This window comes from Allobosea sp. P1_A7 (assembly GCF_056406775.1).
In genome coordinates this window covers 1-24587 of sequence record NZ_JBFTZN010000060.1, presented here as the reverse complement: position 1 = coordinate 24587, position 24587 = coordinate 1, and the positions used below count along the sequence as shown (strand labels likewise).

Here is a 24587-nt window from a genome sequence, read left to right as displayed (position 1 = left end):
GATGTGCATCATCTGCTGTTCGACGGGGAAGGCGTAGTAGGATTTCTTGCCGGCCTTGTTGTTCATCAGGAAGGTCGTCGCCAGCGCCTGCGGCTGGAACTCTGCCTTCATCGGCTCGATCACGTCGGTGACGTCCTCGAGCTTGCCGTCGAAGGCCCATTTCCCGGTCGTGCGGAAATCATAGGTGGTGCAGAAGCCGACATCGGGAGGCGTTCCGGCCTCGACGGCGCCGACCGACTTGGTCACGCAATCCTCAGTCGCATAGAGCGAGAGATCGACCTTGACCCCCGTCGCTTTCTGGAACTTGTCGACCACCGCGAGCAGGGCATCGTCCTCGCCCTTGTAGAATCCCTTGGTGAACCAGACCGTCACCGTCTCCTGCGCAACGGCGGCGCCGGACCAGCCGGCGGCGATCGCCGCGAAGGCTGCACCGGTCACGAGATAACGCATGGATTTCATTGAGAACCTCCCATTTCAAACGTTTAAATCTGACGTTTTGGTACGCCTTCACCGAGGAGACTAGTCGAAAACCCGTTCGACAAACAAGCCGGGCAGATGCGGGAAATTCGGGCAGACCGGGCCGTTGGCCCGGTGGCGCATCACCACCTTGTGGAGCAGTTGCACTGCCGCAAGCGGCCCCGGTGATGACAGGTCACGGATGTGTCATATACGCGGTCTACCGCGAGTGCCGGAGGCCGGCCGGCCGACGGACAGGAGAGAAAGACAATGCATTCGAAGGCGATGATCGCTCTGGCTGCGACGGGCCTTGCCCTTTGCCTGGCCCCTCTCGCTGTCCAGGCGGCCGAGGGCAAGCTGGTTCTTTACACCAGCCAACCCAATACCGACGCCCAGCAGACCATCGATGCCTTCAAGGCGAAATACCCCAAGGTCGAGATCAGTTTCGTGCGCGACGGCACACCGCGCATCATGGCCAAGCTCAGGGCCGAGATCGAGGCCGGCGCGCCCCAGGCCGATGTTCTTCTGATCGCCGATTCGGTGACGATGGAKGGGCTGAAGCAGGAGAACCGGCTGCTGGCGCATGAGGCCGCCGCGACATCGGCCTATCCCGCCGGCATTCACGACCCCCAGAAGATGTGGTTCGCGACCAAGCTGATCACCACCGGCATCGTCTACAACACCAAGGCGGGACTGAAGCCGACCAGCTGGCTCGACCTCGGCAAGCCGGAGGTCAAGAACCTGCTGGCCATGCCGAGCCCCCTGAACTCCGGCGCAGCTTTGATCCACACCATGACGCTCGCGGGCAACCTGCCCGGTGGCTGGGGCTATTATGAAACCCTCAGGAACAACGGTGCGCTGGCAGCAGGTGGCAATGGCGACATCCTGAGGCAGGTCGCGACCGGCGAGAAGCTCTACGGCATGATCGTCGACTTCATGCCGATCCGCGAGAAGGCCAAGGGCGCGCCGGTCGAGTTCGTGTTCCCGAGCGAGGGCGTCTCCGCCGTCAGCGAACCGGTCGCGATCCTCAAGAGCACCAGGAATCCGGAGGCCGCCAAGGCGTTCGTCGATTTCCTGATCTCCAGGGATGGCCAGGAACTTGCCCTGAAGCAGGGCTATGTCGCGGCACACCCCGACGTTGCGCTGCCCGCGGGCTATCCCGAGCGCGCCGCCATCAAGCTGATGCCGTTCGATGCGGCCAAGGCGCTGGCCGACGAGACCGCGGCGCGCAAGCGCTTCAGCGCGATCTTCGAGTAAGCCCAAGCCAGGCCGGACGCAGCATGACCCTCGTCGCCCGCTCCGACCGGCCGCATATCGGGCAACCTCGGTTCCTGCCGGGGTTGCACCTGCCTTCAGGGCTCGGGCTGCCCGTGCTGGTGGCGCTTTGCGTCCTGGTCTTCGGTGGCCTTCCCTTCCTGCGCCTCCTGCTCGCCGCTTTCGCGCCCGGCGGCCGGTTCATGCCGGGTGCAGCCCTCGCCGAAATCGGCAGCCGGGCCGCTCTCACCGCGACCTTGCACAGCATCGAGACCGCCGGTCTCTCTGCGCTCGGCGCCTTCGCGATTGGCGGCGCCGTCGCGATCCTGCTCGCGGTGACCGATATACGCGGCAAGCGTCCGCTGGCCTTCGCCTTCGTCTTCTCGATGATGATCGCGCCGCAGGTGGCGGCGCTCGCCTTCCTCAGCCTGACCGCCCCCCACTCTCCCATTCTTGGCGCGCTCGGCCTGACACCGGCGCCGGGAACCCCCAATCCCCTGCTGGGCCGCGGCGGGATCATCCTGGTCATGGCGCTGCATCATGCGCCGCTGGTCGCGATCACGCTCTGGAGCGGGCTGCGCAGCATCCCGCATTCCCTGGTCGAGGCGGCGCAGCTCGAAGGTGCGGCGCCACCGACGATAATCACCCGCATCCTGCTGCCGGTGCTGCGCCCGCAGATCGTCGCAGCCGGGTTGATCGCCTTCGTCGCCGGCATCGGCAATTTCGGCATTCCTGCACTGCTCGGACTGCCGGTGAACTATCTCACCCTGCCAACCCTGATCTACCGGCGGCTTTCGAGCTTTGGACCGGCGGGGCTGCCGGATGCCGCGGCGCTGTCGTTGCTCGTCGCGCTGGTCGCCGGCCTCGGCATTCTCGCAAGCATCCTTGCGACGCGCCGCGGCGGCAAGGTCGAAATCGAGCGCCCCTTGCAGCCCTTCTGGTCTCTCGGCAGCGCCCGTCCCTTCGTTACGGCCGGTCTCTGGCTCCTGATCGCCCTTAAGCTCGGCCTGCCCTTCCTCGCCTTGCTCAGCGAGGCACTGACGCCAGCGCTCGGCGTCGCGCTCTCCTGGCAGAGCCTGACCTTCGACAAGTTCACCGAGGTGCTGCTGCGCCAGGACGTGACAGCGCGCGCCTTCCGCAATTCCTTCCTGTTCGCCGGCACCGCGGCGGTGATCCTTGCGCTGGCCTCGATCGCCTTCGCCTACGCGCTGGAGCGGCGAATGGGCAAGGCGAGGCGTGTCGTCGAACTCGTCATCGAACTGCCCTACGCCTTGCCCGGCGTGGTGCTCGCCATCGCCTGCATCCTGATGTTCCTGAAGCCGCTGCCGCTGATCGGCGTCAGCATCTATGCGACGCCGTTCATCATCCTCTTCGCCTATCTGGCGCGCTTCCTGCCGCTGGCGCTGAAGGCCCCGATCGCGGCGATGGCGCAGATCGAGGCGCATCACGAAGAGGCGGCGAAACTCGACGGTGTCACGCTCTGGCAGATGCTGCGTTTCATCGTGGCGCCGATCCTCGCCCCGGCTGCTACGGTCAGCGCATTGATGGTGTTCCTCGTGGCCTTCAACGAGCTCACCGTCTCGGCGCTGCTCTGGTCCTCGGGAACCGAGACGCTGGGCGTCGTGCTGTTCAGCCTGAAGGAAGCCGGGCTCGCCGGCGAGGCGGCAGCGGTCGCCATCAGCGCCTCGGCGGTGATACTTGGCGTGATGCTGCTGCTCGACCTTTGCGCCAAGCGCCTGCCGGAAAATGTCCTGCCCTGGCGGATCTGAGCGTCACTCCGCCGCCTGCGTCTCGATCCTGGGCTCGCCCATCATCAGCGAGCGCGCCGCCTTCGCCTCGCGAACAATGAAATCGACGATAGCGCGCACGCGGGCGACATCCTTGAGATCGGCATGGACCAGCAACCAGAACGAGCGCGTGATCGACACCTTATGCGGCAGGACGGGCACCAGGCGCGGCTCTGTCGCCGCCATGAAATGATGGATGACGCCGATGCCGGCGCCGGCAACCACCGCATTCATCTGGGCCAGCACATTCGAGCTCTGCACCTGCGCCCGTAGGCCCTTGGCAACCTCGTCGAGATAGTCGAGCTCCGGCGTGAAGATCAGGTCGTCGATATAGCCGACGATCCGATGTTCGAAGAGGTCGTCGGGCTTCGCCACCACCGGCATGCTGTCGAGATACTCGCGCGTCGCATAGAGGCCGAGCCTGTAATCGCAGAGCTTGCGCGCGACGACCTTACCCTCCTTGGGCGGCGCCAGCGTGATCGCGACATCGGCCTCCCGCTTGGACAGCGACAGCAGCCTCGGCATGGCGATGAGCTGCAGCTCGAGCCCGGGATAGGCCTTGGCGAGGCCGGCCAGGCGTGGCGCCAGGAAACAGGTCCCGAAACCGTCCGGCGCGCCGATCCGCACAGTGCCGGCCAGCGCCATGTCGGCGCCGCCGATATCGCTCTGGATCGCGAGCGCCTCGGTCTCCATGCTCTCGGCCTTGGCCAGCAATCGCTCGCCATGGGCTGTGAGGGTGTAGCCCTGCGGCCGGCGCTCGAAGAGCTTGGCCTTGAGCGATTCCTCCAGAGAGGTGACACGACGTGAGACCGTGGCATGATCGGCGCCCAAACGCCGGGCTGCAGCCGTCAGCCGGCCGGAGCGGGCAACAGCGAGAAAGAAGCGCAGATCATCCCAGTCGAACCTCTCCAAGACGCTCTCCCTGATATTTGCTTTTGCGCACGACGACCGCTTGATAGTTGCTATAGCCGTGCACAAACGAGAATGGTAGGGGTGAGGCCAATCAAGACACCACACCATTCGTAGGGAGGGCGCGATGCGTCAGGTCGGTCATTTCATTGGTGGCAAGCACGTCGCCGGAACCTCGGGCCGCACGGCCGACATCTACCAGCCGATGGACGGAACCGTGATCGGCAAGGTCGCGCTCGCGTCCCCCGCCGAGATGCGCGCCGCTGTCGAAAACGCACTGGCGGCACAGCCGAAATGGGCGGCGGTAAACCCGCAGCGCCGCGCCCGCGTGCTGATGAAGTTCCTCGACCTCATCGCGCAGAACAATGACGAGCTGGCCGAGCTGCTCGCCCGCGAGCACGGCAAGACCATCGCCGACGCCAAGGGCGACATTCAGCGCGGCGTCGAGGTCGTCGAGTTCTCGCTCGGCATCCCGAACCTGATGAAGGGTGAATTCACCGACGGCGCCGGCCCAGGTATCGACATCTATTCGATGCGCCAGCCGCTCGGCGTCTGCGCCGGCATCACGCCCTTCAATTTCCCCGCAATGATCCCGCTCTGGAAGCTCGGCCCCGCCATCGCCTGCGGCAATGCCTTCATCCTGAAGCCGTCCGAGCGCGATCCCGGCGTGCCGATGCGTCTGGCCGAGCTGTTCATCGAAGCCGGCGGCCCTCCCGGCATCCTCAATGTCGTCAATGGCGACAAGGAAGCGGTCGACGCCATCCTCGACGATCACGACATCAAGGCCGTCGGCTTCGTCGGCTCGACCCCGATCGCCGAGTACATCTATGCCCGTGGCTGCGCCAACGGGAAGCGCGTGCAGTGCTTCGGCGGCGCCAAGAACCACATGATCATCATGCCGGATGCCGACATGGACCAGGCCGTCGACGCGCTGATCGGCGCCGGCTACGGCTCGGCCGGCGAGCGCTGCATGGCGATCTCGGTCGCGGTTCCGGTCGGCAAGGCCACCGCCGATGAACTGGTGAAGCGTCTCATCCCTCGCGTCGAGAGCCTGAAAATCGGTCCCTCCACCGACTCTTCCGCCGATTACGGCCCGGTCGTCACCAGGCAGGCGCTCGACAAGATCAAGGGCTATGTCGAGACCGGCATCAACGAGGGCGCCAAGCTCGTCGTCGATGGCCGCGGCTTCAAGATGCAGGGCTACGAGAACGGCTTCTACATGGGCGGCTGCCTGTTCGACCATGTGACGCCCGACATGCGCATCTACAAGGAAGAGATCTTCGGCCCCGTGCTCTCGATCGTGCGTGCCAAGGACTATGAGGAAGGCCTCAAGCTCGCCAACGACCACGAATACGGCAACGGCGTCGCGATCTACACCCGCGACGGCGATGCGGCGCGCGACTTCGCCTCGCGCGTCCAGGTCGGCATGGTCGGCGTCAACGTGCCGATCCCGGTGCCGCTGGCCTATTACACCTTCGGTGGCTGGAAGCGTTCGTCCTTCGGCGATCTCAACCAGCACGGCCCGGACTCGATCCGCTTCTACACCAAGACCAAGACGGTGACCTCGCGTTGGCCGTCTGGCGTCAAGGATGGAGCAAGCTTCGTCATCCCGACGATGGGCTGAAGGCCCCGGACGCCAAGGATCGCGACATGTTCTCCCTCACCGAAGACCAGATCGCGATCCGCGACATGGCGCAGGGTTTCGCTTCAGAGACCCTCGCCCCTCATGCCCTACGCTGGGATGAGGAGAAGCACTTTCCGGTCGAGGAGATGCGCCAGGCCGCCGCGCTCGGCATGGGCGGCATCTATATCGGCGAGGATGTCGGCGGCTCCGGGCTGTCACGGCTCGACGCGACGCTGATCTTCGAGGCGCTGGCGACGGGCTGCCCGACGGTCGCAGCCTATATCTCGATCCACAACATGTGCGCCTGGATGATCGACCGCTACGGCTCGGAAGATCAACGCCATGCCTGGCTGCCGAAGCTCTGTTCGATGGAGCATCTGGCGAGTTACTGCCTGACGGAGCCCGGCGCAGGGTCGGACGCCRCCGCGCTGAAGACCAGGGCGGTCCGCGACGGCGATGATTACGTGCTCGACGGCCARAAGCAATTCATCTCCGGCGCCGGCGTCTCCGACATCTATGTCGTGATGGTGCGCACCGGCGAGGCCGGCCCCTCAGGCATCTCGACGCTCGTCGTCGAGAACGGCACGCCCGGCCTCTCCTTCGGGGCCAACGAGAAGAAGATGGGCTGGAATGCGCAGCCGACGCGCGCCGTGATCTTCGAGAATTGCCGCGTCCCCGTGGCGAACCGCCTCGGGCCCGAGGGTATCGGCTTCAAGATCGCGATGGCAGGGCTCGATGGCGGCCGGCTCAATATCGGAGCCTGCTCGCTCGGTGGAGCACAAGGCGCGCTCGACAAGGCGCTGGCCTACGCCCAGGAGCGCAAGGCCTTTGGCGCACGCATCGCCGATTTCCAGGCACTCCAGTTCAAGCTTGCCGACATGGCGACCGAACTCGAGGCGGCGCGGACGTTCCTGTGGCGGGCAGCCTCGGCACTCGACGAGAAGGCACCCGACGCGACCAAGCTCTGCGCCATGGCCAAGCGGGTTGCCACGGATACCGGCTTCGCGGTCGCGAACGAGGCGCTGCAGATTCATGGCGGCTACGGCTATCTCGCCGATTACGGCATCGAGAAGATCGTGCGGGACCTGCGCGTACATCAGATCCTGGAAGGCACGAACGAGGTCATGCGCATGATCGTGGCGCGCTCGCTGGTAGGGCGGGCAAAGGGGAACTAGCCTCAGAGCCGGGATATCCCTGCCCCACGGAAAAGCTTCTCAAACGACGAGGTTAGACCATGACCAGCATCGCCTWCATCGGGCTCGGCAATATGGGCGGCCCGATGGCCGCCAATCTCGTCAAGGCCGGACATCAGGTCAGCGCCTTCGACCTAGTGCAGGCCTCGCAGGACGCTGCGGCAGAACTCGGCGTGCATATCGCGGGCTCGGCCAGGGAGGCGGTCGCCAATGCCGAGGTCGTCGTCACCATGCTGCCGGCGGGCAAGCATGTGCTCGCGGTCTGGGCCGATATCCTGCCCGTGGTGAAGGCTGGCGCGCTGATCATCGATTCCTCGACGATCGATGTCGAAAGTGCCCGCAAGGCGCATGCGCTGGCCACCGAACGCGGCTGCCTCTCGCTCGATGCGCCGGTTTCCGGCGGTGTCGGCGGCGCAAAGGGCGCGACGCTGACCTTCATGGTCGGCGGTTCGAAGGAGGCTTTCGAGAAGGGAGACCCGATCCTCTCCGCCATGGGCCGGCGCGTCGTCCATTGCGGACCCTCCGGCAACGGCCAGGCGGCGAAGATCTGCAACAACATGATCCTGGGCATCTCGATGATCGGCGTCTCCGAKGCCTTCGTGCTGGCCGAGAAGCTCGGCTTGTCGCACCAGGCCCTGTTCGACGTCGCATCGACCTCATCGGGCCAGTGCTGGTCGCTGACCACCTACTGCCCCGTTCCCGGCCCGGTGCCGACATCCCCGGCCAATAACGACTACAAGCCGGGCTTCGCTTCCGCACTGATGCTGAAGGACCTGAAGCTCGCGCAGGAGGCCGCCCAGGCAGCCGGCGCTGCGACGCCTCTCGGCGCAGCCGCAGCCCAGCTTTTCGGCCTGCACAATGCCTGGGGTGAAGGCGGCTCCGATTTCTCCGCGATCATCCATCTGCTGCGCGGACGCGGCGAGCGCTAGATCGCCGATGTTGCATCGGCTTTCCCGAAAGCCGCAATCCGCTTTTCGGGCCGATGCTTTAAGGCACGACCAACCCGCCGGGAGCAGACCCGCCTCGCGCCTTCCACCTCTGGCGCAGGCGGCACTTTGCCGCTAGCACATCCGCCTATACGGCGGCTGTTCTTAAGCCGCCTGCCAGACGGGTGTGCGCATGAACGATGTCTCCTTTCGACGCGAACGCTCGGCCCTGACCGGCTTTGCCACGAACCCGCTCGACCGCCGCGGCGACCTGCGTGACCGTCCCGACGCGGTCGAGGGCTTTCGGGCTTCGCCCGGTACGCGCCATGCGATCGTCTCCGGCGAGACGCCGATCCTGAAGCGGATCGACGCCGAGACATTGACGATCTGGTTCGCCGAGAGCGAGGCCGACGCTATCGGCAAGGCGCATGAGGAAGTCTTCCTCGGGCTCGACCTGCAAGGGACCGCCTGCTTCGGCCGACTGGTCGACCGGGAGCTCGCCGAGCCGCTGCGCGAGCGCGACGACCTCGTGGTCAGCGACCTGCGCTCGATCGCCCTGAAGCGGCTCGTCCCAGTCGAAGAGGTCGGGCCGCTGGGCGAGGCCAAGGCCCTGCTCGACTGGCATGCGCGGCATCGCTTCTGCGCCCGCTGCGGCGGGCTCTCGCCGACAGTGAGCGGCGGCTGGCGGCGCGAATGCTCGCAATGTGGCGCGCTGCACTTCCCGCGCACCGATCCGGTCGTGATCATGCTCGCGGTGCGTGGCGACCAGTGCTTCCTGGCCCGTCAGGCCCGGTTCGCCCCGGGCATGTATTCCTGCATTGCCGGCTTTCTCGAGCCCGGCGAGACCTTTGAGGATGCGGTGCGCCGCGAAACCCTCGAGGAAGCAGGGCTGCGCACCGGCGCCGTGCGCTATGTCGCCTCGCAGCCCTGGCCCTTCCCGTCCTCCCTGATGATCGGCTGCATCAGCGAAGCGCTGAACGACGACATCACGCTGGACGGAAACGAACTCGAAGCAGGGCGCTGGTTCTCGCGGGAGGAAGCGCTGCAGATGCTGGATGGCAGGCATCCGGACGGCCTGTCCTGCCCGCCCCATATGGCAATCGCGAACACGATCCTGAAGGCGTGGGCCGAGGACGGCGTCACGCCCTAGTACGCGAGGGCGTCTGCAGCCGACGCGGTTTCCGGTCGGCTGCGATCGGCCTATTCTCCCGGCTCGGCGAGGCTCGCGCGGAATGCGTGCGCCGGGTAGACGCCGAGGATCTTCATCTCCTTGGAGAAATACTCGAGCTCCGTCAGGGCCCGCTTCAGGTCCGCGTCATCAGGATGCCCTTCGACATCGCAATAGAACATCGTCGCTGAGAAATGGCCGTCGACCATGTAGCTCTCGAGCTTGGTCATGTTGATGCCGTTGGTGGCAAAGCCGCCCAGCGCCTTGTACAGCGCCGCCGGGATGTTGCGCACGCGGAACATCAGCGTCGTCACGGTCTTCTTCGCGCCCTGGCGGGCGAATTCCGGGTACTTCGAAAGCACGACGAAGCGCGTGGTGTTGTGCTTCTCGTCCTCGATGTCCTCCATCAGGATGTTCAGCCCGTAGACCTCGGCCGCAATATGCGGCGCGATCGCTGCGCGGGTGACATCGCCGGCTTCCGCGACCTGCCGGGCCGAGCCGGCGGTGTCAGCGGCGACCTCGGCCTTGAGGCCGAGCTTCTTGATGATCTTGCGGCACTGGCCGAGCGCATGGATATGGCTCTGCACGGTCTTCAGGGTGGCGAGCGTCGCTCCCTGCACCGCCATCAGGTGAAAGCGGATCGGCAGGAAATGCTCGCCGATGATGTGCAGGCCGGAACGCGGCAGAAGATGGTGGATATCGGCGACGCGACCGGCGATCGAATTGTCGATCGGGATCATGCCATAGCGGGCCGTTCCGTCGCTGACCGCGGACAGGGCATCCTCGAAAGTTGCGCAGGGCAGCAATTCGCAATCCGGAAAGACCTGCAGGGCGGCCTGAGAGGAGAAGGCTCCGGGCTCGCCCTGGTAGGACACGACGACAGACATGATTCAGGCTCCGAGGCGGGATTTCAGGAGCGCGCGGGCGCGATCCAGGTCAGGAGGAGTGTCGACGCCGCGCGGGACGTGATCGATGACCATCACGTCGATGCGCATGCCGTCTTCCAGTGCACGCAGCTGCTCGAGCTTCTCGCGGAGTTCGAGCGGCGATTGCGGCAAGCTGACGAAGCGGTCGAGCGCACGGCGGCGATACGCATAGAGGCCGACATGGTGATAGAGCGGCCCCTCGCCGCTCGGCGCGGTGGCACGGGTAAAGTAGAGTGCGCGCATCCGGCCAGGACTGATCTCGCTGCCGATCAGCTTGACGACGCTCGGTGCGGTCTTCTCGTCCTCGTCGGTAATGACCCCGGCCAGGGTCGCGATGTCGACGGCCGCGTCCGCAAGCGGCTTCACCGCGGCAGCGATCGCGCTCGGCTCGAGCGTGGGAAAATCTCCCTGGACGTTGACGATGATGTCGTGGCGCCCCTGCGGGTCGACGATATCCGCCGCTTCCTTGATTCGATCCGAGCCGGTCTGGTGGTGGATGCTGGTCATCACCGCCCTCCCCCCGGCCTTCTCGACCGCCGCGACGATGCGCGGCTCGTCAGTGGCGACGACCACGGCACCGACGCCCGATTCCATCGCTCGGCGCCAGACGTGCACGATCATCGGTTCGCCCAGGATGTCTGCCAGAGGCTTGTCGGGCAGGCGGGTCGCCTGCATGCGGGCGGGAATCAGGATCAGCGGGTCCGACATCGGCAACAGCTCTGGGGGAAGGTCGCGAGGCCGCGACGGGAGGCGTCAAAAGGTCTCAAAGAGGTGCGTGCTTATACGAGTTGCAATGAAGCGCGCAAAGCGGTTAAGCAACGGCCGTGTGTCGGCGCTCCCAGGCTCCGGCCGGAGCGCTGCTATGCCTTGCCTGTCCTGTGGCGAGGCCCAAGGGTTTCGATGCGATGAATATCGAGCTGAACAAGATTGCCGGCGCGGGACTGTCCACGCTGCTCGTGGTGATGGCCCTGAACATGGCCGCCGGCATTGTCTTCGCGCCGCACAAGCCGGCCGTGCCCGGCTTCGATCTGCCGAGTCCGGAGCCAGCTGCCGCCGGCGGTGCAACCGCTGCGGCTCCAGTTGCGGACGCGCCGATCGTGGAACGTCTCGCCAAGGCCGATCCGGCCCGTGGCGAAAAGGCTGTCGGCGCCTGCAAGGCCTGCCACACCTTCGAGAAGGGCGGCGCCAACAAGGTCGGCCCGCATCTTTTTGATGTCTATGGTCGTAGCAAGGGTTCGATCGACGGCTTCGGCTATTCGGCTGCGATGAAAGGCCATTCCTCCGAGAAGTGGGAAGCCGAGCAGCTCGACGGCTTCCTGAAGGGTCCGAAGGCCTATATGCCGGGAACGACGATGGCTTTCGCCGGCCTGACCAAGCCCGATACCCGTGCCGACGTGATCGCCTATCTCAACACGCTCGCGGATGCGCCGAAGCCGCTTCCGAAATGAGTCTTGCGTCGATTCGGCGCGCCTGAATGATTGCAAGCCGGGCCCTTGAGCCCGGCTTTTGCTTGCTCCCGCCATGCTCTTGCCCTCACCATGGCGAGGAATCTCCTCTCCGCGCTGGTATCGACCTCACGGGTCGACATAATCGGCCAGCGAATCAGTTGCAGGAGGACGAGGCACCATGGCGATGCGCATCACACGCCGCAGGCTGCTCGAAGCCGGTGGAGCAGYGCTGGCAAGTGCGGGCCTGCCTGCCCTGCCCGGCCGGGCCCTGGCCGAGACCGGGGAGGTTCATGGCCTCTCGACTTTCGGCGAACTGGCGCTCCCCGCCGATTTTCCGCATTTCGCCTATGTGAACCCGAAGGCCCCGAAGGGCGGCACGATCACGTTGCAGATCAAGCGGGCCGGCGGCAACCAGAACTTCGACACCTTCAACACGCTGAATACCTTCGTGCTGCAGGGCGATGGCGCCGCTGGCATGGATGCGTGCTTCGACAGCCTGATGTCCGGCTCCGGCGACGAGCCAGGCGCGCTCTACGGCTTGCTGGCGAAGAGCGTCGCAATCTCCGGGGACAGGCTGACCTACCGTTTTCGGCTCAGGCCCGAGGCGCGTTTCCATGACGGAAGCCGGGTGACYGCTTCCGATGTCGCCTTCTCCATGAATATCCTGAAGAGCAAGGGACACCCGTCTTATCGCCTGATGCTGAACGAGCTGGTCTCGCCGGTCGCGGAAGGCGACGACATCGTCGTCGTCACGCTTTCGCCGAAGCGCGGTCGCGACCTGCACCTCGTCGTCGCAGGCCTGCCGGTCTTCTCCGCGAAATTCTGGTCGACGCGGAACTTCGACGCCTCGACGCTGGAACCACCGCTTGGGTCCGGCCCCTACAAGGTGGGGCGGTTCGAGCAAGGCCGCTTCATCGAATTCGAGCGGGTTCCCGACTACTGGGGCAAGGACCTGCCTGTGAATGTCGGCGTCAATAATTTCGACCGCACGCGCTGGGAGTATTTCCGCGACCGGCAGGTCGCCTTCGAGGCCTTCAAGAGCGGCATCGTTACCTTCCAGGAGGAATTCACCTCCCGGATCTGGGCGACCGGCTATGACTTCCCGGCGATCAAGGACGGCAAGGTCAAGAAGGAATCCCTGCCCAATACCGAGCCGACCGGCTCGCAGGGCTGGTATTTCAACCTGCGCCGCGATGCCTTCAAGGACCCGCGCATCCGCGAGGCGATCGGGCTCTGCTTCGATTTCGAGTGGACCAACAAGAACATCATGTTCGGCTCCTTTGCCCGCATGACCTCGTTCTTCGAGAACTCGGATTCCAAGGCTGTGGGCACACCCTCGCCCGAAGAGCTCGCTCTGCTCGAACCCTTCCGTGGCAAGGTGCCGGACGAAGTCTTCGGCGAGGTCTATCTCCCGCCGGTCAGCGACGGCTCTGGAAGCGACCGCGCCCTGCTGCGCAAGGCGGACGATATGTTCCGCGCAGCCGGCTGCAAGCGGGACGGCAATGTGCTGAAGCTGCCCGATGGCAGGCCGTTCGAGATCGAGTTCCTCGATTTCCAGGCCTCGCTCCAGCCACATACCCAGCCGTTCCAGGCCAATCTCAAGCGCCTGGGCATCAACGCGACCTCGCGCATCGTCGATGCCGCGCAGTACCAGCGAAGACTCGATGAATTCGATTTCGACGTGGTCAGCCGCGCGTTGACGGGCAGCGCGATTCCCAGCGATTCCCTGCGCATCGTCTATGGTTCCGAAGCCGCGAAGACGCGCGGCTCGCGCAACGTCGCCGGCATCAGCGATCCAGCCATCGACGCGATGATCGATCGGATCGGCCAGGCCGATAGCTACAAGGACGTCGTTGTGGCGGCCAAGGCGCTGGACCGGCTGCTGCGCGCCGGCCGCTATTGGGTGCCGATGTGGTGGAACCCGAATGAATGGCTGGCTTACTGGGACATGTTCGACCGGCCCGCATCCAAGCCGAAATACACGTCCGGCGCTCCCGCCATCTGGTGGTTCGACGCCGAGAAAGCCAAGCGGATCGGGAAGGCGTGAGGATGGTAGCGGAAGCCCGAGGCCAGGTCAGCGGAACTCCCAGGGTTCTCCTGCGCCTCGAAGGACTTGTGCTCGGCGTGCTGTGCATCTGGCTCTTTGCCGGCACCGGCGCATCGTGGTGGCTCTTTGCTGCACTGATCCTGGCCCCGGATCTCGGCATGCTCGGCTATCTCGCCAACCCGAGGCTGGGTGCCACGATCTACAACGCCGCTCACTCGCTGATCGGTCCGGCCTTGCTGGCAATCGCGAGCCTTTCGCTGGCCCTGCCGACGGCCCTTGCGATTGCGCTGATCTGGGCCGGGCATATCGAGTTCGACCGGGCGCTGGGCTATGGCCTGAAATACCCCTCGCTCTTTGCCGACACCCATCTCGGTGTGCTTGGTCCTTCCCGAAAGGCCGGGTGAACGGATGCTCTCCTATATCGCCCGCCGCCTCGCGCTGATGGTGCCGACATTGTTCGGCATCCTGCTGATCTCCTTCGTCCTCGTGCAGTTCGCGCCGGGCGGGCCGGTGGAGCGCGTGATCGCACAGTTGCAGGGCCAGGGCGGCAACGCCTCCGACCGTGTCGGCGGCAGTGCCGGCGGCGATGCCGGAGCACAGCACGGCGATGCAAGCTCATCCTATCGTGGCGCGCAGGGGCTCGATCCGGCCTTCATCAAGGAGCTGGAGAAGCAATTCGGCTTCGACAAGCCGGCACATGAGCGCTTCGGCAAGATGCTCTGGGACTATATCCGCTTCGATTTCGGCCGGTCCTATTTCCGCGACGCACCGGTACTGCAGCTGATCAAGGAGAAACTGCCGGTCTCGATCTCGCTCGGACTGTGGATGACACTGCTCTCCTATGCGATCTCGATCCCGCTTGGCATCCGCAAGGCGGTGAAGGACGGTTCGCGCTTCGACACCTGGACCAGCGCCGTGGTCATTGTCGGCTACGCCATTCCGGGCTTCCTGTTCGCGATCCTCCTGATCGTGCTCTTCGCCGGCGGCTCGTTCTGGCAGATCTTTCCGCTGCGCGGGCTCCATTCCGAGAATTGGCAAGAACTCAGCTTGATCGGCAAGGCCACCGACTATCTCTGGCACATTGCCCTGCCGGTCACGGCGATGGCGCTGGGCGCCTTCGCGACCTCGACGCTGCTGACCAAGAATTCCTTCCTCGACGAGATCCGCAAGCAATATGTCCTGACGGCGCGGATGAAGGGGCTCAGCGAACGCGGCGTGCTCTACGGCCACGTCTTCCGCAACGCCATGCTGATCGTGATCGCCGGCTTTCCCGGCGCATTCGTGCATGCGCTCTTCGCCGGATCGCTGCTGATCGAGACGATTTTCTCGCTCGACGGCCTCGGGCTCCTCTCCTTCGAGGCCATCGTCAACCGCGACTATCCGGTCGTCTTCGCCAATCTCTACATCTTCTCGCTGATCGGCCTTGTCGTGCATCTCATCACGGACCTGACCTACACATGGGTCGACCCCCGGATCGATTTCGAAACGCGGGAGGCCTGAGGTGAGCGAGACGCTGATCGACCTGCCGCCGAGCACTCGCAGTGCGGCGCTTGCACCACCCGAGGCGGGCCAGGGCTGGCTCAAGCTCTCACCGATCAACCGGCGCCGGCTCAACAATTTCAAGGCGAACCGGCGGGGCTGGTGGTCGCTCTGGATCTTCCTGGCACTGTTCGTGCTCTCGCTCTTCGCGGAGTTCATCGCCAATGATCGACCGCTCGTCGTGCGCTACAAGGGCGAGTTCCTGTTCCCGATCGTGGTGAACTATCCCGAGGAGAAATTCGGCGGCTTCCTCGCCACCACCGACTATCGCRATCCGGTCATCGCCAAGGAGATCGATGCCAATGGCTATGCCATCTGGCCGCCGATCCGCTACTCCTACCGCACGCATAATCTCGACCTGCCGGTTCCCGCTCCTGCGCCACCGACCTGGATGCTGAAGGACGAGCAGTGCCGGCCGATCGCCGAGCGAACCGGCGGCATGTCCTGCCGCGAGCTCGAATGGAACTGGCTCGGCACGGACGACCAGGGCCGCGACGTCGTGGCGCGCCTGATCTACGGGTTCCGCATCTCGATCCTGTTCGGCCTGATCCTTTCCACGATCTCTTCGGTGATCGGCATCGCGGCTGGCGCCGTGCAGGGCTATTTCGGCGGTTGGACCGACCTGATCTTCCAGCGCTTCATCGAGATCTGGACCTCGATCCCCGCGCTCTATCTGCTGATCATCGTAGCGGCCGTGATCACGCCCGGCTTCTTCGTGCTGCTCGGCATCCTGCTGCTGTTCTCCTGGGTCGCGCTGGTCGGCGTGGTCCGGGCCGAATTCCTGCGGGCCCGCAATTTCGAGTATGTCCGCGCAGCGCGTGCGCTCGGCCTGTCCGACGCCAAGATCATGGTCAAGCATCTGCTGCCGAACGCCATGGTCGCGACGCTGACCTTCCTGCCCTTCATCATGAACGGCTCGATCACGACGCTCACCTCGCTCGACTTCCTCGGTTTCGGCCTGCCGCCCGGCTCGCCCTCGCTCGGTGAGCTGCWGGCGCAAGGCAAGGCCAATCTGCAGGCGCCCTGGCTCGGGCTGTCCGGCTTTTTCGTGATCGCCCTGATGCTGTCGCTGCTGATCTTCATCGGCGAGGCGGTGCGCGACGCCTTCGATCCAAGGAAGACCTTCGCGTGAGCGCTCCCCTTCTCTCTGTCGAGGATCTTTCCGTCGCCTTCCGCCAGGGCGGCAGGGAGACGCTCGCCGTCGACCGCATTTCCTTTCATGTCGCCAAGGGCGAGACCCTGGCGATCGTCGGTGAATCCGGCTCGGGCAAATCCGTCTCCGCGCTCTCGATTCTGAAGCTGCTGAACTATCCGGCCGCGCATCACCCGTCCGGCAAGGTGCTATTCAACGGACAGGACCTGATCGCGGCCGATGAGAACGCGATGCGCAAGGTGCGCGGCAACGACATCACCATGGTGTTCCAGGAGCCGATGACCTCGCTGAACCCGCTGCACACCATTGCGCGGCAGATCGGCGAGATCCTCGAGCTGCACAAGGGCTTGCGCGGCGCGGCGGCTCGCGCCCGCACGTTGGAGCTGCTGGCCCTGGTCGGAATCCGCGATGCCGAGAGCCGGCTCGACGCCTATCCTCATCAGCTTTCCGGCGGTCAGCGCCAGCGCGTAATGATCGCCATGGCGCTCGCCAACGAGCCGGACCTGCTGATTGCCGATGAGCCGACGACTGCGCTCGACGTCACCGTGCAGGCGCAGATCCTGTCCTTGCTGAAGGATCTGCAGAACCGCCTCGGGATGGCGATCCTGTTCATCACCCATGATCTGGGCATCGTGCGGCGCATCGCCGACCGGGTCTGCGTGATGCTCAAGGGCCGGATCGTCGAGCAGGGGCCTGTCGCCGAGATCTTCGACAAGCCGCAGCACAGCTATACCCAGCGCCTGCTCGCAGCCGAGCCCAAGGGTCGCCCCGCCCCGGTCGCCGAGGGCGCCGCGACGCTGCTCGAGGCCGGGCCGATGAAGATCTGGTTTCCGATCAAATCCGGCTTCCTGCGCCGGACCACCGGCCATGTGAAGGCCGTCGATGGCATCTCGATCAAGGTGCGGGAAGGCGAGACGCTCGGCGTCGTCGGCGAGTCCGGCTCAGGCAAGACGACGCTCGGCCTCGCCATCCTGCGGCTGATCTCCTCGGAGGGGCCTGTCGTCTTCCTCGGCGATCGCATCGACGGGTTGACCAGCGCCGCCGTCCGCCCGAAGCGCAAGGATCTCCAGGTCGTCTTCCAGGATCCCTATGGCTCGCTGTCTCCGCGCCTCTCGGTCGCCGGCATCGTCGAGGAAGGGCTGACCGTCCAGGACAAGGGGCTGAGCTATGAAGCTCGCCGCGAGATCGTCGCCAGGGCGCTCAGCGATGTCGGCCTCGACCCGGCAGCGATGGATCGCTACCCGCATGAATTCTCAGGCGGACAGCGCCAGCGTATCGCAATCGCGCGCGCCATGGCCCTCGACCCGAAATTCGTGGTGCTGGATGAGCCGACCTCGGCGCTCGACATGTCGGTGCAGGCGCACATCGTCGAGCTCCTGCGGGAGCTGCAGAGCCGCCGCAAGCTCGGCTATCTCTTCATCAGCCATGACCTCAAAGTGGTGCGGGCGTTGTCGCACCGGGTTGTGGTGATGCAGAACGGCAAGGTCGTCGAGGAAGGACCAGCCGAGGAGATTTTTGCGCATCCGCGCGAGGCCTATACCCAGGCCCTGCTCGCCGCCGCGCTCAACCTCGAGCCCGTCGGCAGCGCTGCGGTGAAGGATTGAGATGACCCGCGCCATCCTTATCGTGCTTGACTCCGTCGGCTGCGGCGGCGCGGAGGACGCGCATCTCTATGGCGATGCCGGCGCCGACACGCTGGGCCATATCGCGGAGAGCTGCGCGGCAGGCAAGGGCGACCGCGAAGGTCTGCGGCACGGCGCATTGCAGGTGCCGAACCTCGCCCGGCTGGGCCTGGCCCACGCCTGCGAGGCTTCCACCGGAAGGCCGCTCGCGGGCGTCAGCAAGCCGATCGCGCCACAGGGRCAGTACGGCTATGGCATCGAGACCAGCCAGGGCAAGGACACTCCCTCCGGTCATTGGGAGATCGCTGGCTGCCCCGTTCCGTTCAAATGGGGCTATTTCACAGAGCTGGAAAACTCCTTCCCGCCGGATCTGGTCGCGGCGATCATTCGCGACGGCAGGCTGCCGGGCATTCTCGGCAACAAGCACGCTTCGGGAACCGTCATCATCGACGAGCTCGCCGAGGAGCATATCCGGACGGGCAAGCCGATCTGCTACACCTCGGTCGACTCCGTGCTGCAAATCGCGGCACATGAGGAGCATTTCGGGTTGGAGCGGCTCTACGAGCTCTGCCGCACGGTACGCGTCCTGGTCGATCCGCTCAGGATCGGGCGCGTCATCGCGCGCCCCTTCGTCGGCACCGCGACAACCGGCTTCACCCGGACGGCGAACCGGAAAGACTTCGCCATTCCGCCGCCCAACGACACAATCCTCGACCGGCTCGCGACGCTGGGCCGCAGCGTCATCACCATTGGCAAGATCGGCGACATCTTTGCCCATCGCGCCACCGGAGAGGAGATCAAGCCGTTCGGCAATGCGGCCATGTTCGAGGCCGCCCTCGCCGCGCTCGACCGGTTGCCGGATGGCGGCTTCTGCTTCGTCAATCTTGTCGATTTCGATACCGAATACGGCCATCGCCGCGACGTGCCGGGCTATGCGGCCGCATTGGAAGCCTTCGATGCGATGCTGCCGCGGCTGGAGGCGAAGCTCGGCCCGGACGATCTTGCCATCATCACGGCCGATCATGGCAACGACCCGACCTGGAAGGGCACGGACCATACGCGCGAGCATGTGCCGATCCTCGCCTTCGGGCCAGGTGTCGCGGCACAGGCGATCGGGGGGCGCCGGAGCTTTTCGGATGTGGCCGCGACACTCGGTCAGCGGCTCGATATCGGCAAGATCGGACCCGGCCGGGCCTGGTAATAGGGCCTCGTCCGATCAGGCTGCCGCGACCCGGCCGCAGAACGCCGCGACCTCCTGACGGATGCTGTGGGCCTGCTTCGCCAGCGCATCGGCAGCGTCCTGCAACTGCGCGGCGGCATCATGGGTGCGAACGGTCATCGTCTCGAAATTGCCGACCGCACCGGCACTGCGCCTCGCCCCCTCGAAGGAAAGCTGGACCTGCCGGGCGATTTCCATGGTCGCCCGGTCCTGCTCGTGGACGGAGACGGCGATCGCCTCCGCCACACGCTCGACCTCGGACATCGCCGTCACGATATCGCGGATCGCCTTCAACGAGCGCTGTGACGCGACCTGCATCGCGCTGATCTGACCGGAAACCTCGTCCGTTGCACGGGCGGTCTGGGCAGAGAGCGTCTTCACCTCGCTTGCGACGACGGCGAAGCCTCGTCCCATCTCACCGGCCCGGGCCGCCTCGATGGTGGCGTTGAGAGCCAGCATGCTGGTTTGCGCTGCGATGCCGCGGATGATCTCGACGACCGCACCGACATTCTCGCTGCTGCGGGCGAGATCCTCGATTTCCGCGCTGGCGCGCCGGGCAAGCTCGGCTGCGCTCTTGGAGCCGTCGGCCGAGTGCGACACATTCTGGCCGATCTCGCCGATCGAAGCTGCGAGTTGCCCGCTGGCAACCGCAAGCTGGTCGATGCTGCGCGTCGTCGCCTCGGCAGCCTCCGAGACATGCCCCATCTGGTGACGCGCCTGATCGGAGGTGCCGGTCAAGGCCCGCGACTCGCCCTGCATGGCCTCGGCCGAACGGTCGAGAACCGCCATGGCCTGCTCCATCTGCTGGCGGAAATTCAGAACGGTTTCGCGCAGAGTCTCGCTGCGGCGGCCGAGCTCGTCGGCGAGGTGCCTCTCCCGCTCTCCGGCCGCGCGTTCGCGCTCGGCGATCGCATTGGCATGACGCAGGCTGTCGCGGTTCATGGCGAACATCCGCCCAAGGATCATGGCAAGCGCCGCCAGGAACGTGGTCTCGATCACCACGATCACGGCATGCAGGAGCACGCGCCAGATATTGCCGCCCTGGTAGAACACGGCTGACGGAAGCAGGTACTGCAGCGCCAGATGGTGAAGCGCGGTCAGGCCAGCCCCCATCACGATCGGGCGCCAGTCGCAAAACCCCGCCAACAGCGCGAGGACCGCGAAATAATACATGTGCGTGTCAGGCTGCCAGGGATGGCCGGCGAAGCTGTAGACCAGCATCGAAACCTGGCCGATCAGCACTATCGCTATCACCAGCTGTGAGACGATCGCCACGCCGAAGCGGGCATAGAGCAGCAGGGCACCAGCGGCGAGCACGAAGGCGAAGGAGGCAGCAAGCAGCACCTCGCCACCGTGGAACCAGACGCTCAGCGCCAATAGCGGAACATGAAGGAAGGCGAGCCCGAGCAGGAAGCGGGCCACGACGACGCGAACTCCGGTCAGGGTCCAGATCATGACGAAGCATCCGCCGACGAACGGGCGTCAAGGCACCCAGCCAGCCCCGAAAGCGCCAGCATCAGCAAGGCCCCCTTCGGTTTCGCCTGTTTGACGCCCGGGWCCACGGAAGGCGCCGTAATGACGATGAAGTGAGCGATCCCGCTGCGCAGAACGCGATGCCCGGCCGCCATCGTCATCGCTAGCGCGTCGCGCTCAGAGGTCCATGGCGAAAAGACAATTGCGCGCGATGGGGCGGCGTCATCCGAGCCCCGGGGCAGGCTGAGCGCTGCCGCCAGGCTGACCGCCACGAGCGCAATGACAATGATGAGCGCATCCCGCAACAACACGCCCCGGCCCTGATCGGCCGGAATCTCGTTCAGGAATCCGGACGTCATGGGAACTCGGTTTCTCCGCGCTATCCGGCAGGCCATATCGGGCCGGACGAAGTCGCTCACCACTCGTAAAGTTTCACTTAAAAGTACGCGTGGTGCAGGTGGGGCCGTGCGTGTCCAGGCGCAGCGTCAGGCCCGCAGGCGCTGCTTGATCCGCCGCATCAAGCCGTCCCGTACGTCGCGATAGGCGTCGAGCACCTGCTCACGCGAGCCCTGGACGATGGTCGGATCCGGCGTCGGCCAGTACTCGACATCGGCGGCGAGCGTTCTTGTCAGCTCAAGGGCCTTGTGATGCGCCTCCGGTGAGAGGGAGATGATGAGGTCGAAGTTCAACCCTTCCCACTCCTCGAGATCCTCAATCGATTTTGGCCTGTGGCGATGAGCGTCGATGCCGATCTCGTCGAGCACGGCCAGCGCGAACTTATCGACGTCGCCCTTCCTCGCTCCGGCCGACTGGACATAGATCGATTTGCCGAAGAAGTGCTTCGCCATGGCTTCCGCCATCGGGGAGCGCACCGCGTTATACGCGCACATGAAGAGCACGCTGTGGATCTTGCGCGGCGGCGCTCCCTCCACCGAGCCTAGCCCTTCCAATGCAAGGCATAGATCAAGGTGAACAGGCGACGCGCCGTGTCGTGGTCGATCTCGACCTTGCTCGCCAGGCGCTCGACCAGCATGTGGGCCGCCTCGTCATGCAGCCCGCGCCGGCCCATGTCGATCGCCTCGATCTGCGCAGGCGTCGACGCCCGGATGGCGGCGTAATAGCTCTCGCAGACCAGCCCATAGTCCTTGATGATACGCCGCAGCGGCGTCAGCGAGAGATGATGCGTGACAACCGGCGCTCCGTCGGCCCCCTTGATCTCGAATACGAGGCGTCGCTCGACCAGCGCGAGATGGGCGAGATAGGGGCCGCCTTCATGCCCGGGCAACGCGAAATGGTTGCGCTCGACGAGGTCATAGACCGCAACCGCGCGCTCGTGTTCCTGATCCGGACTGCCACGCCCCAGCGAGGCTTCGTCAAAAGTCACACCGACCAGGCATTGCCTTTCCGACATGCAGCCTCCGGACACAGGGCGCGCGGGACTCAGAGATTGAGCCTGATCGTCACGGATCGGCCATGCGCCTGCAAGCCCTCGGCCTCGGCCAGTTGCGTCGCGGCCGGCGCCAAGGCGCGAAGCCCATCGATGCCGCACTTCAGCAACGAGGTTCGCTTCATGAAATCGGCGACACCGAGCCCCGAGGAGAAACGGGCGGAGCGGGCGGTCGGCAGAACATGGTTGGGACCGCCGACATAGTCGCCGATCGCCTCCGGTGTATGTCCGCCCAGGAAGATCGCGCCGGCATTGCGAACCTTCTTTGCCAGGCCGTCGGGATCTGCGGTGACGATCTCGAGATGCTCGGGCGCCAGCCGGTCGACCAGCGGGAGTGCGCGCTCCAGGTCTTCGACCAGCAGGATGGCGCCGAAATCCTGCCAGCTCTTGCCGGCGATCGCAGCGCGCGGGAGCACTGCCAGCTGGGCGATCACCGCCTTCTCGACCTCGGCTGCGAGCGCTGCATCATTGGTGAGCAGGATCGACTGGGCGGATTCGTCATGCTCCGCCTGCGCCAGCAGATCGGCCGCGACCCAATCCGGATTTGCACTTGAATCCGCGATCACCAGAACCTCGGAGGGGCCGGCGATCATGTCGATACCGACCTGTCCGAAGACGCGGCGCTTGGCGGCTGCCACATAGGCGTTGCCCGGTCCGACGATCTTGGCCACCGGCGCGATCGACTGCGTTCCATAGGCCAATGCCGCTACCGCCTGGGCACCGCCAATCCGGTAGACCTCGTGGACGCCGGCGAGGCGCGCTGCCGCCAGGACCAGCGGGTTCGTCTCCCCGCGCGGGGTCGGCGCCACCATGACGATGCGCTCGACGCCGGCAACCCTGGCCGGCACCGCGTTCATCAGCACGGACGAGGGATAGCTCGCGGTACCGCCGGGAACGTAGAGCCCGACCGTCTCGATCGCGCTCCAGCGCCACCCGCTCTCGACACCGAGCGCATCGCGCGTCCAGGAATCCTGCGGCTTCAGGCGGAGGTGATAGGCCTCGATGCGCGCACGTGCCGTCTCCAGCGCGGCCAGCAGTTCGGCGGAGCAGGCCGCGACGGCCGCATCGATCTCGGCTTCACTGACCCGCAGGGTCAAAGGAGTCAGATCGAGCTTATCGAAACGGGAGGTGCAGGCGATGACGGCCTCATCCCCCTTGGCGCGAACATCGGCAATGATGTCGGCGGCAACGCGGTCGACGTCCTCGGACACTTCGCGCTTGGTCGTCAGCAGCGCGGCAAAGGCCTGCTCGAAGCCTGCGTCTCGTTGATCGAGCCTGATCGGCATCGCAAATCCTGAAGCTGAAAGAAGAGGTCAGGCGCCGTTCGGGTGATCGGGCTTGGCGACTGCCTCCCAGACCGGGCCCAGGTCCTTCATCTGGGCCTCGATGCACTCGACGCCCAGGCGGATAGCGGCACCATCCGAAAAATGCAGCGTGACCTCTCCCGCCGGCGCCTCGGACTCGGTGAAGGTGATGGCGAGGAGATTGAGAACGGCTCCTGTCGCCGTCGGGTCAACCTTCGTGCTCTTGGCGTGAACGACTCGTTCGAAATGCAAGGCGGCAAGGCGCCTGCGCTTCTGGCCATGCGGCACGCCTTCCCAGTCGAAGCGTCGCGCGGCCAGCGCGAAGCGCTTCTGCGCTGGCAGATAGGCGACATCGCCGACGCGCAGGACAGCATCCTGCAAATGTGCGGAGATGATCGCGAGATCCTCCGCGTCGAGCGCGATCAGCTTCAGTGGGTCTGCGGTATCGTCCGACATCGACCTGTTCTGGCGAGCGGACGGTTCGGCGTCAACCGCTGATCCGCTCGACCTCTGCGCCACAGCGCGTCAGCTTGGCTTCCAGCGCCTCGAAACCGCGATCGAGATGGTAGACCCGGTTGATCATCGTGTCGCCCTCGGCCGCGAGGCCACCAATGACGAGCGAGACCGATGCACGCAGATCGGTTGCCATGACCGGCGCACCGGTGAGCTTGCCGACACCCTCGACATAGGCGACGTCACCATCCAGCCGGATCTTCGCGCCGAGGCGGACGAGTTCCTGGACGTGCATGAAGCGGTTCTCGAAGATCGTCTCGCGAATGCGCGAGGTGCCCTTGGCCCGCGTCATCAGCGCCATGAACTGCGCCTGCAGATCGGTCGGGAAGCCCGGGAACGGGTCGGTGTCGACATCGACGGCCTCCAGTGCCCCGCCGTTGCGGCGCACGCGGATGCCTTCATTGGTCTCGCTGATATCGACGCCAGCCTTGACCAARATATCGAGCGCCGATTGCAGCAGATCGGCCCGCGCTCCTTCAAGCAGCACGTCGCCTCCGGTCATCGCGACAGCCATCGCATAGGTGCCGGTCTCGATCCGGTCCGGCAGGACAGCATGGTGCGCGCCCCCGAGCCGTGAGA

Annotated in this window: 23 protein-coding genes and 1 pseudogene; 13 read left to right on the top strand and 11 right to left on the bottom strand. The window is 65.3% G+C overall.

All coding sequences use genetic code 11. The features are described from left to right. Positions 1-459 (bottom strand): extracellular solute-binding protein (locus AC1D34_RS12980; RefSeq protein WP_476824420.1); only part of this gene is annotated, 459 nt, incomplete at its 3' end. 267 nt (positions 460-726) lie between these two features. Between AC1D34_RS12980 and AC1D34_RS12975 the strand changes: the two genes are divergently transcribed. Next, a complete protein-coding gene (locus tag AC1D34_RS12975) occupies positions 727-1713 on the top strand; it encodes an ABC transporter substrate-binding protein (protein ID WP_476824419.1) in 987 nt (328 codons plus the stop codon). A 23-nt stretch (positions 1714-1736) separates the two neighbouring features. Further along, positions 1737-3479: an ABC transporter permease gene (locus AC1D34_RS12970; RefSeq protein ID WP_476824418.1), complete on the top strand. Its 1743-nt coding sequence runs from the start codon at positions 1737-1739 to the stop codon at positions 3477-3479. A 3-nt stretch (positions 3480-3482) separates the two neighbouring features. On the opposite strand, the gene AC1D34_RS12965 is transcribed toward AC1D34_RS12970, so the two are convergent. Continuing rightward, positions 3483-4409, bottom strand: coding sequence for a LysR family transcriptional regulator (locus tag AC1D34_RS12965; RefSeq protein ID WP_441490118.1), 927 nt, complete (start codon positions 4407-4409; stop codon positions 3483-3485). A gap of 124 nt (positions 4410-4533) precedes the next feature. On the opposite strand from AC1D34_RS12965, the gene AC1D34_RS12960 reads away from it, so the two are divergent. The 4 genes from AC1D34_RS12960 to nudC all read left to right on the top strand — a co-directional run bounded on the left by AC1D34_RS12960 (position 4534) and on the right by nudC (position 9299). Continuing rightward, on the top strand, positions 4534-6030 hold the full coding sequence (locus AC1D34_RS12960; RefSeq protein WP_476824417.1) for a CoA-acylating methylmalonate-semialdehyde dehydrogenase: 1497 nt from the start codon (positions 4534-4536) through the stop codon (positions 6028-6030). A 26-nt stretch (positions 6031-6056) separates the two neighbouring features. After that, entirely contained in the window at positions 6057-7205 is a 1149-nt protein-coding gene (locus AC1D34_RS12955; protein ID WP_476824416.1) for an isobutyryl-CoA dehydrogenase, read from the top strand. 59 nt (positions 7206-7264) lie between these two features. Then, a complete protein-coding gene (mmsB, locus tag AC1D34_RS12950) occupies positions 7265-8152 on the top strand; it encodes a 3-hydroxyisobutyrate dehydrogenase (protein WP_476824415.1) in 888 nt (295 codons plus the stop codon). A 190-nt stretch (positions 8153-8342) separates the two neighbouring features. Then, positions 8343-9299: an NAD(+) diphosphatase gene (gene nudC / locus AC1D34_RS12945; protein WP_476824414.1), complete on the top strand. Its 957-nt coding sequence runs from the start codon at positions 8343-8345 to the stop codon at positions 9297-9299. A 50-nt stretch (positions 9300-9349) separates the two neighbouring features. Here the strand turns inward: nudC and AC1D34_RS12940 are convergent, their stop codons facing one another. Then, a complete protein-coding gene (locus AC1D34_RS12940; RefSeq protein ID WP_441490122.1) occupies positions 9350-10204 on the bottom strand; it encodes a prephenate dehydratase in 855 nt (284 codons plus the stop codon). 3 nt (positions 10205-10207) lie between these two features. Then, positions 10208-10951 (bottom strand): 3-deoxy-manno-octulosonate cytidylyltransferase, encoded by a 744-nt coding sequence (locus AC1D34_RS12935; protein WP_441490123.1) that lies wholly within the window; start codon positions 10949-10951, stop codon positions 10208-10210. Positions 10952-11148: 197 nt separating this feature from the next. On the opposite strand from AC1D34_RS12935, the gene AC1D34_RS12930 reads away from it, so the two are divergent. From AC1D34_RS12930 to AC1D34_RS12900, 7 genes are all read left to right on the top strand, one after another. Beyond that, complete coding sequence (locus AC1D34_RS12930; RefSeq protein WP_441490124.1) at positions 11149-11691, top strand: c-type cytochrome; 543 nt, start codon at positions 11149-11151, stop codon at positions 11689-11691. Between the two features lie 178 nt (positions 11692-11869). Then, a complete protein-coding gene (locus AC1D34_RS12925) occupies positions 11870-13738 on the top strand; it encodes an extracellular solute-binding protein (protein WP_476824413.1) in 1869 nt (622 codons plus the stop codon). A 2-nt stretch (positions 13739-13740) separates the two neighbouring features. Then, the gene (locus tag AC1D34_RS12920) at positions 13741-14142 is read left to right on the top strand and encodes a DUF4260 domain-containing protein (RefSeq protein WP_476824412.1); all 402 of its coding nucleotides are present in this window, start codon (positions 13741-13743) and stop codon (positions 14140-14142) included. Between the two features lie 4 nt (positions 14143-14146). Beyond that, entirely contained in the window at positions 14147-15238 is a 1092-nt protein-coding gene (locus AC1D34_RS12915; RefSeq protein ID WP_441490127.1) for a microcin C ABC transporter permease YejB, read from the top strand. Between the two features lies 1 nt (position 15239). After that, positions 15240-16409, top strand: a complete 1170-nt coding sequence (locus AC1D34_RS12910) for an ABC transporter permease (protein WP_476824411.1) — start codon at positions 15240-15242, stop codon at positions 16407-16409. Next, the gene (locus tag AC1D34_RS12905; RefSeq protein ID WP_476824410.1) at positions 16406-18034 is read left to right on the top strand and encodes an ABC transporter ATP-binding protein; all 1629 of its coding nucleotides are present in this window, start codon (positions 16406-16408) and stop codon (positions 18032-18034) included. The genes AC1D34_RS12910 and AC1D34_RS12905 overlap by 4 nt, the downstream gene beginning before the upstream one ends. Position 18035: 1 nt before the next feature. Next, entirely contained in the window at positions 18036-19253 is a 1218-nt protein-coding gene (locus tag AC1D34_RS12900; protein WP_441490130.1) for a phosphopentomutase, read from the top strand. Between the two features lie 15 nt (positions 19254-19268). On the opposite strand, the gene AC1D34_RS12895 is transcribed toward AC1D34_RS12900, so the two are convergent. The 7 genes and pseudogenes from AC1D34_RS12895 to AC1D34_RS12865 form a co-directional block, all read right to left on the bottom strand. Beyond that, the gene (locus tag AC1D34_RS12895) at positions 19269-20726 is read right to left on the bottom strand and encodes a methyl-accepting chemotaxis protein (RefSeq protein WP_441490131.1); all 1458 of its coding nucleotides are present in this window, start codon (positions 20724-20726) and stop codon (positions 19269-19271) included. Then, complete coding sequence (locus tag AC1D34_RS12890) at positions 20723-21163, bottom strand: hypothetical protein (RefSeq protein ID WP_476824409.1); 441 nt, start codon at positions 21161-21163, stop codon at positions 20723-20725. Before AC1D34_RS12890 ends, AC1D34_RS12895 begins: the two co-directional genes overlap by 4 nt. Before the next feature lie 66 nt (positions 21164-21229). Beyond that, positions 21230-21634, bottom strand: coding sequence for an arsenate reductase/protein-tyrosine-phosphatase family protein (locus tag AC1D34_RS12885; RefSeq protein ID WP_441490133.1), 405 nt, complete (start codon positions 21632-21634; stop codon positions 21230-21232). Between the two features lie 47 nt (positions 21635-21681). After that, the gene (locus tag AC1D34_RS12880; RefSeq protein ID WP_441490134.1) at positions 21682-22155 is read right to left on the bottom strand and encodes a UPF0262 family protein; all 474 of its coding nucleotides are present in this window, start codon (positions 22153-22155) and stop codon (positions 21682-21684) included. 29 nt (positions 22156-22184) lie between these two features. Continuing rightward, positions 22185-23477, bottom strand: coding sequence for a histidinol dehydrogenase (hisD, locus tag AC1D34_RS12875; protein WP_441490135.1), 1293 nt, complete (start codon positions 23475-23477; stop codon positions 22185-22187). A gap of 27 nt (positions 23478-23504) precedes the next feature. Beyond that, on the bottom strand, positions 23505-23951 hold the full coding sequence (locus AC1D34_RS12870; protein ID WP_069877660.1) for a DUF2948 family protein: 447 nt from the start codon (positions 23949-23951) through the stop codon (positions 23505-23507). A 31-nt stretch (positions 23952-23982) separates the two neighbouring features. Further along, positions 23983-24587, bottom strand: a pseudogene (locus tag AC1D34_RS12865) (UDP-N-acetylglucosamine 1-carboxyvinyltransferase); the annotation flags it as partial.